The sequence below is a fragment of the Candidatus Saccharimonadales bacterium genome (assembly GCA_036397795.1).
In the GTDB taxonomy this organism is placed as follows: Bacteria; Patescibacteriota; Saccharimonadia; order Saccharimonadales; family DASWIF01; genus DASWIF01.
Map to the genome: position 1 here is coordinate 1 of DASWIF010000014.1, position 9,452 is coordinate 9,452.

At 52.3% G+C, this 9,452-nt stretch carries 11 protein-coding genes; all 11 read right to left on the bottom strand.

Annotated elements, in window-relative coordinates; translation table 11 throughout:
- Window positions 1-347 (bottom strand): 50S ribosomal protein L4 (gene rplD / locus VGA08_00945; protein HEX9679173.1); only part of this gene is annotated, 347 nt, incomplete at its 3' end.
- A gap of 1 nt (window position 348) precedes the next feature.
- Window positions 349-945 carry a 50S ribosomal protein L3 gene (gene rplC / locus VGA08_00950; protein HEX9679174.1) on the bottom strand — a complete coding sequence of 199 codons (597 nt, stop codon included), beginning with the start codon at window positions 943-945 and terminating at the stop codon, window positions 349-351.
- A 155-nt stretch (window positions 946-1,100) separates the two neighbouring features.
- The gene (locus VGA08_00955) at window positions 1,101-1,829 is read right to left on the bottom strand and encodes a DUF3152 domain-containing protein (protein HEX9679175.1); all 729 of its coding nucleotides are present in this window, start codon (window positions 1,827-1,829) and stop codon (window positions 1,101-1,103) included.
- Window positions 1,830-1,834: 5 nt separating this feature from the next.
- On the bottom strand, window positions 1,835-2,092 hold the full coding sequence (locus tag VGA08_00960) for a hypothetical protein (GenBank protein ID HEX9679176.1): 258 nt from the start codon (window positions 2,090-2,092) through the stop codon (window positions 1,835-1,837).
- Window positions 2,093-2,284: 192 nt separating this feature from the next.
- A complete protein-coding gene (gene rpsJ, locus VGA08_00965) occupies window positions 2,285-2,620 on the bottom strand; it encodes a 30S ribosomal protein S10 (GenBank protein HEX9679177.1) in 336 nt (111 codons plus the stop codon).
- A 10-nt stretch (window positions 2,621-2,630) separates the two neighbouring features.
- Window positions 2,631-3,812: an elongation factor Tu gene (tuf, locus tag VGA08_00970; GenBank protein HEX9679178.1), complete on the bottom strand. Its 1,182-nt coding sequence runs from the start codon at window positions 3,810-3,812 to the stop codon at window positions 2,631-2,633.
- A gap of 247 nt (window positions 3,813-4,059) precedes the next feature.
- Complete coding sequence (fusA, locus tag VGA08_00975; GenBank protein ID HEX9679179.1) at window positions 4,060-6,138, bottom strand: elongation factor G; 2,079 nt, start codon at window positions 6,136-6,138, stop codon at window positions 4,060-4,062.
- Window positions 6,128-6,328, bottom strand: a complete 201-nt coding sequence (locus tag VGA08_00980; protein ID HEX9679180.1) for a hypothetical protein — start codon at window positions 6,326-6,328, stop codon at window positions 6,128-6,130. Before VGA08_00980 ends, fusA begins: the two co-directional genes overlap by 11 nt.
- 5 nt (window positions 6,329-6,333) lie before the next feature.
- Window positions 6,334-6,822, bottom strand: coding sequence for a 30S ribosomal protein S7 (gene rpsG, locus VGA08_00985; protein ID HEX9679181.1), 489 nt, complete (start codon window positions 6,820-6,822; stop codon window positions 6,334-6,336).
- A 129-nt stretch (window positions 6,823-6,951) separates the two neighbouring features.
- Window positions 6,952-7,359 carry a 30S ribosomal protein S12 gene (rpsL, locus tag VGA08_00990; protein ID HEX9679182.1) on the bottom strand — a complete coding sequence of 136 codons (408 nt, stop codon included), beginning with the start codon at window positions 7,357-7,359 and terminating at the stop codon, window positions 6,952-6,954.
- 23 nt (window positions 7,360-7,382) lie between these two features.
- A partial coding sequence (locus VGA08_00995; protein ID HEX9679183.1) for a hypothetical protein occupies window positions 7,383-9,452 on the bottom strand: 2,070 nt, incomplete at its 5' end.

A 9,452-nucleotide genomic window follows, 5' to 3' on the forward strand; every position in this document is an offset into this window, starting at 1 on the left:
AGAGTTAGTGCTTGGACCAGAGCCCGGTTACGTGCTGACCGGCTAAGCCGTTTGGAAAAATTATTATGACGCGGGCCAAATACAATTCCGCCACCTCGCCAGATCGGATTCCGGATTGAACCGAACCGCGCCCGGCCGGTACCTTTTTGGCGCCAGGGTTTCCGTCCCCCGCCCCTGATCTCTCCTCGGGTCTTAGTAAAGGCCAGTTGCTGACGGCGATTAGCTGACTCGGCCAGATAAGCCTGCTTGAGTAGGCTGTGGTCGTTGACGTCAACCGAGAAGACGGCCTTATCGAGTTTGGCGGCGACGCCTGATTGACCGGACTTACTGAATGTTTTGACCGCCATTTTAAATCTCCTGGATCCTGACGATGGACTTAGCCGGCCCGGGTATGGCGCCGGTCAATCCAATTAGATCATGTTCAGCGTCAACTAAAGCAACTTTTAAGTTTCGTACGGTAACTTGCCCGCCTCCCATCCGGCCCGCCATCTTTTTGCCTTTAAAAACTTTCTGCGGATACATCGAACCGATCGAACCCGGTTTGCGGTAGTTCCGCGACCCGTGGGTCTTGGGGCCGCGATGAAAATTGTGCCGCTTAATAGTGCCGGCAAAGCCTTTGCCTTTACTAAGCCCAGTAACCTTGACTTTGTCTCCGAGCTCAAAATTAGTCACGCTGACGGTATCGCCAACGCTCACAGTTTCATCCGTCCGGAACTCCGCCAGGCGGCGGGGCGCCGTGTTTGCTTTGGCATGTCCAGCTTGGGGTTTGGCCGGGCGGGGGTTTTCGCCCAAGCCCAGCTGGACGGCCAGATAGCCGTCGTTCTCAACCGACTTTACCTGCGTCACAACATTTGGGGCGGCCTGAACCAGAGTCACCGCTTGAATGGCTCCGTCCGCCTGCATCAGACTGGTAGTACCGATCTTGCGACCGATAATGGCCTTCATCACCCTTAGTCCTTGTTTTTGGCGCAAAAAATTTTGGTTGCCCGGCGGTATCCTGAAATTCGGACCAGCCGACGAACCAAAAATTTCATCGCCGATTTATTACCGCGTAATTCTACAGGGATAAACCCCTGGTGTCAACCCTGTACGGGCTTAGCTCAGACGGCCGCCAGTTCAAACGCTAGGGGCCAGGGGTTAAAGTGGCAGCCTTCCAGATCGATTGACTGTTGCTGCATTACCGGCGCCAGGTTGGATGGGCTATCTGAGCAGTGGTAGTGCCCGTGACCTAAATAGTGGCCAATCTCATGATTGACTACCATATGACGGTAGTCTCTCAAGTTACCGCCAGCCTTGTTCCAAGCTGTAGTAGCACCGTTCCATCGATCTTCGTTGATGTATACACCGTTGCCAGAACGGCAACTCCAGTTGTGGTCACAGCCGGGTATCCCATCGAGCAACTCGGCCGCAATCAGCGTCAGAATAAAATCCGCTTGTGATGCCTGCTGCACTCGGCCAAAGAAGTAGCCAGCCTGCAGCCAGCCACGATCATCAGCCAGAGTCTGAGCGACCTGCTGGGTAAATTCGTTAATATCTGTGCCGGCTGCCAGTCCTTGAAACACGACCTTATAGCTCAGATGATGTGAGTAATCGGTCAGGGCCAGCGTTTTTGCCGAAGCAAACGTCTGCGCCTTCAAGTTATCGACATCGACGCTCGCTATTTGGCAACCGTCGACTATCCGCCAACAATCGTCGACTTCAATCGCCGCCGTTTGGGCAGTGACGAGATTCAGACCCGTTGCAGTCAACACCGCCCCACTCAACAGATAACCCCAGCCGCGTTTAAGCGGACGAAGCCAATTAATAACAAGCGCCTTCAAGCGTCCCATGTTTGCTAAACCCAAAAACCCACAATCGGGATATACGCACTCAGGGCTGTGGCAATAAGTAACACGGCGTACTCGATTTTGCGATCAACTTGAAAATGGTCGTGGCTAGCAAAAACTACACCAAATACCAAACCGATGGGTAAACTCAGATAGCTGCCGTCCTCTTTGGCGATCCGCAGCCAAAAGGCCCCCATCAAGAAAAATAACACCAACTTTAAAACATAGATTCCGTCTTTTTCAACTTTTTGTGTCCGTTTTGGCATAGCGTAAGTGTAGCAAACATCAACCGGCAATTCAGAATTTGACGCTCACCTCATCTTGATTGATAATCATCCAAAAAGCCGGATTCATTTCGGCTTTTTGGATACAGCCAAAAATGAAAAGAACAAACCCGAGGGCCCCCTCCGCTGGACAGCGGGGGGCGGTGCTTGTTCTTTTCATAAGCGCTAGCGCGGTTACATCTTTATCTCGGCGTCGCAGCCTGCTGGTAGCGACAGGCTCATAAGGCTATCGATCGTTTTGGGTGTGGGTTCGGTAATATCAATTAGCCGCTTGTGCACTCGCATTTCAAATGCCTCGCCGCCTTTTTTATAGACATGGGGGCTCTTAACAACTGTGTAGGTCGAGCGACGTGTCGGCAGTGGTATCGGCCCAGCAATGTTAGCGCCGGTTCGAAGCGCCGTCTCGATGATCTGCTTAGCCGACTGGTCAATCACTTTATGGTCATAGGCTTTCAGACGGATTCGAATCCGTTGTTTGCCGGGGGTTTCGATTGCGGTTTTTTCAGCCATCGGGCGGATCTTACTTGTTAATCTTAGTTACCACGCCGGCGCCGACGGTTTTACCGCCCTCGCGGATCGCAAAGCGGACGCCTTCATCCATGGCAATTGGTTGGATTAATTTAACTTTGAAAGTCACGGTGTCGCCTGGCATAACCATCTCTTTGTCAGCCGGCAGCTCAACTTCACCAGTAACATCGGTCGTGCGGAAGTAAAACTGTGGTTTGTAACCCTTAAAGAACGGGGTATGACGGCCACCTTCCTCTTTGGTTAAGACGTAGACTTCGGAGTCGAATTCAGTGTGAGGGGTAATCGAACCAGGCTTGGCCAGCACTTGGCCGCGTTCGATGTCTTCGCGCTCGATACCGCGCAGCAAGATCCCGACATTATCGCCGGCTTGACCTTGATCCAGGTTCTTTTTAAACATCTCGACGCCCGTTACGACCGATTTCTTAGTATCGCGGATACCGACGATCTCAACTTCTTCGTTGACTTTGATTATGCCGGTTTCAATCCGACCGGTAGCCACCGTACCACGGCCCTTGATCGAAAACACGTCTTCAATCGCCATCATGAAATCTTTATCCAAATCCCGCTTGGGCTCAGGGATAAAGTCATCCATGGCTTTGACGAGCTCCATTATGTTATCCATCTCTTTGTCGTCGCCTTCCAGCGCCTTAAGAGCGGAACCCTTCACAATTGGGGCCTTTTCATCAAATTCATATTTCTTCAGTAGATCCCGTACGTCAACTTCTACCAACTCGACTAACTCCGGATCGGCCATGTCCATTTTGTTGAGAAACACGATAATCGAAGGCACGCCGACTTGGCGGGCTAAGAGCACGTGTTCGCGGGTTTGCGGCATCGGGCCGTCCGCGGCCGAAACTACTAAGATAGCGCCATCAATCTGAGCCGCGCCGGTAATCATGTTCTTGACATAGTCGGCATGACCAGGCATATCGACATGGGCGTAATGGCGCTTTTCTGACTCATATTCTTGATGCGAAGTCGCGATGGTGATACCGCGGGCTTTTTCTTCCGGCGCGTTGTCGATTTGATCGTAAGCTACAGCTTTGTTGATATCACTTGGCAACTTTTTTGCCAAGGTAGCGGTTATAGCCGCGGTTAATGTGGTCTTGCCATGGTCAACGTGACCCATGGTCCCCACGTTTACATGTGGTTTGTCTCGATTGAAATCTGCCATCTAGCGGGACTCCTATTAATTTAGTTATTGGTTAGATAACCTTGATAATTCGTGCACGAAGTAACCCACCTCATGCGAGATACCGATTAATTATACTCAAACCTTTATCTGTTTGTAAAGGGTTATATCATTCCTGCTGCACCAAGCTTCAGACTGCGTTCTAAAGACTTTCAGGCTGTTAGCCACATAGTGCTCGTAAAGCATTTCCCTAAATTTGCCCTTGATCGCGGGCTCTGTCTGCGGATTGTTAACCGGCATTTTTTGATATCACCTCCTGAGCGACGTTGGTTGGAACCTCTTCGTATTTTTCCAGTTCCATGGTTGAACTGGCCCGGCCTTGGGTCATAGATCTAAGGCTAGTGGTATAACCAAACATCTCAGCCAGCGGAACATGCGCCGTGACCACTTTGACCCCCATCCGATCCTCCATGGTATCGACCTTCCCGCGCTTAGAGTTCAGATCACCGATTACATCGCCCATAAATTCCTCTGGGGTAACAACTTCGACCTTCATAATCGGTTCGAGCAAAATTGGTTTTGCCTGCTTAAAACCGGCCTGGAAGGCCATGCTGCCGGCAATCTTAAAGGCTATCTCGCTCGAGTCTACATCATGGTAACTGCCATCGTAGAGGGTTGCTTTGATGTCGACTACCGGATAGCCGGCTAGAACGCCGTTGCTCATGGCCTCTTGAATACCATTATTGACCGCCGGTATGTATTCCTTCGGCACAACACCACCCCTGATGGCATCGACAAATTCATAACCAGTGCCGGCCGCTTGTGGCTCCAACTTAAGCCAAACGTGGCCGTACTGGCCCCGACCGCCGGTTTGCTTGATAAATTTGCCCTCGGCTTCGGCCGGAGTCTTGATGGTTTCACGGTAAGCTACTTGCGGCTGGCCAACGTTGGCTTCGACTTTAAATTCGCGCTTCATCCGATCAACTATGATCTCTAGGTGGAGCTCGCCCATGCCGGAAATGATAGTTTGACCAGTTTCATCATCGACTTTGATCCTGAAAGTCGGATCTTCCTCGGCCAACCGTTGCAGTGCCTGGCTCATTTTTTCCTGGTCGGCTTTAGTCTTCGGTTCAATCGCGATGGAAACCGGCGGTTCCGGGAAGGTGATGCTTTCTAGTAGTATGGGTTTGTCCGGATCACACAACGTGTTGCCGGTAGTCGTACCCTTTAAGCCCACGATGGCCGCGATATCGCCGGCGTAAACATCGGTCACATCCTCGCGGTGATTGGCGTGCAGCCGAACAATCCGGCCGACCCGTTCTTTCTCGCCGGTCGAACTATTTAACACATAACTGCCGGCGCTTAAGTGGCCGGAATAGACCCGGAAAAAAGCCAGTTTGCCAACAAACGGATCAGTGGCGATTTTAAATGCTAGCGCGGCAAATGGCTCGCTGTCTTGAGGTTTGCGCTCTTGCTCTTCGCCACTTTTGGGGTGAATGCCCTTGGTCGGCGGCAAATCCACAGGACTCGGCAAATAGGCGTTGATGGCATCGAGCAGCATCTGCACGCCCTTGTTTTTGAGTGCTGAGCCGCAAAAGATCGGATGTAGCTTAACGTCTATAACGGCTTGTCGGATCGCTCGATTTAGCTCGTCAATTGAAATATCGCCGCCCTCCAGCCATTTTTCGGTCAACTGGTCATTGGTCTCGGCCACTTTTTCGACCAGTTTGGCCCGCCACTCATCGGCTTGGGGTTGTAGATCCCCGGGTACTTCTTGTTCTTCAAATGTCATGCCGTCTTCAGCGATATAAATGAAGGCTTTATTGGTTAAAAGATCTATCACTCCAGAGAATTTGCTCTCGGCGCCAATCGGCAGCTGCATAACTACGCCACTCGCCGTCAACCGCTTAGAAATCATCTCGACGTCTTTATAAAAATCCGCGCCGGTGCGGTCCAGCTTGTTGATAAAGCAAATCCGCGGAACTTGGTATTTATCGGCCTGTCGCCAAACCGTTTCGGTTTGGGACTCGACGCCTGCTACGCCGTCGAACACCGTCACGCCGCCGTCCAGTACCCGCAAACTTCGCTCCACTTCCACTGTGAAGTCGACGTGACCGGGCGTGTCGATGATATTAATGCGGTGGTCACGCCAAAAACAGGTGGTGGCGGCCGATGTGATGGTGATGCCGCGCTCGCGCTCTTGTTCCATCCAGTCCATGGTGGCCTCGCCCTCGTGGACCTCGCCGATTTTGTGGGTTATTCCAGTGTAATACAGCACTCGCTCCGTCACCGTCGTTTTACCGGCGTCAATATGGGCAATAATACCGATGTTTCGAGTCTGGTCGAGCGGCAGTTTTTTATCGGCCATATTCGACTTCAGCGGCTAATAGATCATTTTCAGCTACCATGCTGATCGCCGGGTCGCCAACAGTAATGACATCCATCTCGCCGGTATCCCGATCTATAACCAGTTCTACATAGCCATAGCTAAATGGCCTCAATACCGCCTCCGGAGGAGGCATAGCGGCTTCGTCAGTTGACAAAAAGGGGCCTTCCATCGTGATTAAAACCTCGCGAAGTGTGCAAATGCCCGATTAGCATCGGCCATACGGTGGATATCGTCGCGTTTTTTAACGGCGGCGCCGGTCTCATTTGTAGCGTCGACTATCTCGGCCGCCAAGGCTTCGGCGAACTCCTTGCCTAGGCTTTTGCGTCGATCCCGAGCTGCCGCCACGAACCAGGTAAGGCCCAGGTGAGTCTGGCGCGTACCTCTAACCTCATAGGGTATCTGATAATTAGCACCACCGACCCGACGGGCTCTTACTTCCATATGGGGATATACCTTCTTCAGCGCGTTTTCCAAGGTGGCCAGCGGGTCTTCGCTCTTGAGTTTTTTTGCGGCCAGCTCCATGGCGTCATACACCAACCGCTCGGACAGTTGTTTTTTGCCATCCAGCATCACTTTGTTGATCAAACGTTGAACCAACACAGAATCGTATTTGCGGTCTGGCTCAATCTTGCGTTGGAGGGATTTGGTTTTTTTTCTAGGCATCGTTCGCACCTCCGGTGCTCAAAATTCCAAATTCCACATCACGAACCCTAAAAAATCTCCAACTGTTTGGTGCTTGGAATTTGGAACTTATTTGGCGCTTGGAATTTGGAATTTGGAATTTAATCATCATTAGCTTTTCTTGACCCCGTACTTAGACCGGCCTTGTTTGCGGTTTTGCACTCCTTGAAGATCCAGCGCGCCGCGCACAATATGATACCGCACGCCCGGCAAATCCGGCACGCGCCCACCACGCACCAGTACGACGGCGTGCTCCTGCAAATTATGGCCCTCGCCGCCGATGTAAGCCCAGACTTCCTGGCCGTTGGTTAGACGTACTCGAGCTACCTTTCTTAAGGCAGAGTTGGGTTTTTTCGGCGTTTTGGTCGTGACCTTGACGCAAACCCCACGCTTTAACGGCCCCGGCTTATCGTAGACTCGAGTCTTGAGGGTATTATTAACGCGGTGCAAAGCCGGAGATTTAGTCTTACTCCCGCTCGAACGGCGTCCTTTTCTGATTAATTGGTTAATCGTCGGCATAAATAGGGCTCAAGTAAAACAGATTACTCCTTAGGGGTCAACCTATCTTTGGCGCCGGTACCAACCGGGATACGGCGGCCAATGATGACATTTTCTTTCAAGCCGTGCAACCGATCGACCTTGCCGCTAATGGCGGCGTTAATCAGTACGCGGGTAGTGTCCTGAAAGCTGGCCGCTGCTAGGAATGAGTCCGACCAGGTTGAAACCTTGGTAATTCCCAGCAACAGCTGCTTGTATTTAATCAGCTCTTTTTTAGCTAATTTGAGCCGCGCGTTTTCTTCGATTACCGCGGCTTTGCTAACGATGTCGCCGGTTACCAGCGAGCTGTCGCCCGAATCGTCGATTTGTACGCGAGAAAACATTTGCCTGACTACAACTTCCAGGTGCTTGTCGGCAATCGTCTGACCCTGGGCGACGAAGATTCTTAAAACCTCGTTGATTATGTAACGCTGGGTCTCGCCCAGGCCCTTCAGCTCGATCAGATCGTGCAAGTTAATCGATCCGGTCGTTAGTCGATCGCCCTTGCCAATTTGGTCGCCGTCGCTAACGACCAGCTGTTTGAAGTTCGGGATTTCGTAGCGCATGACGGCACCCTCGGTGTTGGCGATCATGATCTCACCGGCAAAGACTTCGACAACTCCCGTCGACTTAGCCAATATCGGCTTTTTGTCATCGGCCCCTGAGGTAGCAATAACATCGCCTTTATTGACTTCTGCGCCGGACTTAACGTTGGCGGTTTTCTTGCCCAGCGGCTGGACGGTAGTTTTAGCTTTATCGGCCACCACCTGGACAACGTAGTTGTTAGTATCTTCCCATACCGAAACCGCCCCGCCGATGCTGCTTAAGTAAGCCTGTCCCTTGGGTGTCCGGGCCTCAAACAACTCTTCAATCCGAGGCAGACCAGTGGTGATATCGTCACCGGCCACGCCGCCGGCGTGGAAGGTTCTAAGTGTCATCTGCGTACCGGGCTCACCGATCGACTGGGCGGCGATAACGCCGACCGGTTGGTAGGGCTTTACCAGCTCGCCGGTGGCCAGATCAACACCGTAGGATTCGGGGCTGATACCGCGTTCGTCGCTGCAGCTTAAAACGCTTTTAATCGTTACCTCATCGACACCAGACTGGTTAATGGCCGCCGCCATATCTTCATTAATCAACTGGTTCGTCTTGCCGAGAATTTTCTGCCCGTCTTTAAGCGTGGCGGCTAGCACCCGGCCCTGCATTCTTTCGCCGAAGTTGATACCAACATCTTCGGCATCCGCCCGATAATAAGTAAAGCCGGCGTCACTGACCGATTTAGCGGTCGAGAATAGGTCTTGACTAACGTCGACTAGTCGACGGGTTAAGTAGCCCGAGTCGGCGGTCCTGAGCGCGGTATCGATTAGGCCTTTGCGCGCGCCGCGAGCCGCGGTGAAATATTCCAGAGGCGTTAAACCAATCCGGTAATTACTTCTGACCGGCAGCTCGATCGCCCGGCCGGTGGCATCGGCCAGTACGCCGATCGAACCAGTCACTTGTTTGACCTGACCAACACTGCCGCGGGCGCCAGACACGACCATCGTCGCCATGGCATTATCAGACTGAGCAAACTGCGCGGCCAACAGTTTTTGGACAGCTTCGTCTGCTTCCATCCAATTACGGACAGTCAGCCGGTAACGTTCTTCGTCGGTGATTAAACCCTGTTCGTACTGCTCGCTGATCTCGGCCGCGCTGGCTTCGGCCTTGTCGTGGACGGCATCGATGCCTTTTATCTCCGAGAAGTCGCCCATGCCCATGCTGATACCCGATACGGTGGCGTATTGAAAACTCAAATCCTTCAGCTGGTCGGCGATTTCCGCCGTTATTTCCTGGCCGTACTGGTTGTAGACCTTGGTCATAACCGCCTGGATCCATTTTTTGGTCATCGGCTCGTTCTGAAATTCAAAATCCTCCGGAAATAGTTCGTTAAACAACACCCGCCCCAGTGTCGTATCCCGGCGGGCACCGCTAACCGGCAGGCTGATGAGATCGTTAAGTTCCAGCGTGTCGGCGTCGTGAGCATGGATTGCTTCGTTGACATCGGTCATGGGCCGGGCTGGTTTAGCCGATTTTGG

Bases quoted from the DNA above. Each gene is read 5' to 3' on its own strand.
- VGA08_00955 (HEX9679175.1), bottom strand. From the start codon at position 1,829: ATGGGACGCTTGAAGGCGCTTGTTATTAATTGGCTTCGTCCGCTTAAA.
- VGA08_00980 (HEX9679180.1), bottom strand. From the start codon at position 6,328: ATGGAAGGCCCCTTTTTGTCAACTGACGAAGCCGCTATGCCTCCTCCG.
- rpsG (HEX9679181.1), bottom strand. From the start codon at position 6,822: ATGCCTAGAAAAAAAACCAAATCCCTCCAACGCAAGATTGAGCCAGAC.
- rpsL (HEX9679182.1), bottom strand. From the start codon at position 7,359: ATGCCGACGATTAACCAATTAATCAGAAAAGGACGCCGTTCGAGCGGG.
- rplC (HEX9679174.1), bottom strand. From the start codon at position 945: ATGAAGGCCATTATCGGTCGCAAGATCGGTACTACCAGTCTGATGCAG.
- fusA (HEX9679179.1), bottom strand. From the start codon at position 6,138: ATGGCCGATAAAAAACTGCCGCTCGACCAGACTCGAAACATCGGTATT.
- tuf (HEX9679178.1), bottom strand. From the start codon at position 3,812: ATGGCAGATTTCAATCGAGACAAACCACATGTAAACGTGGGGACCATG.
- rpsJ (HEX9679177.1), bottom strand. From the start codon at position 2,620: ATGGCTGAAAAAACCGCAATCGAAACCCCCGGCAAACAACGGATTCGA.
- VGA08_00960 (HEX9679176.1), bottom strand. From the start codon at position 2,092: ATGCCAAAACGGACACAAAAAGTTGAAAAAGACGGAATCTATGTTTTA.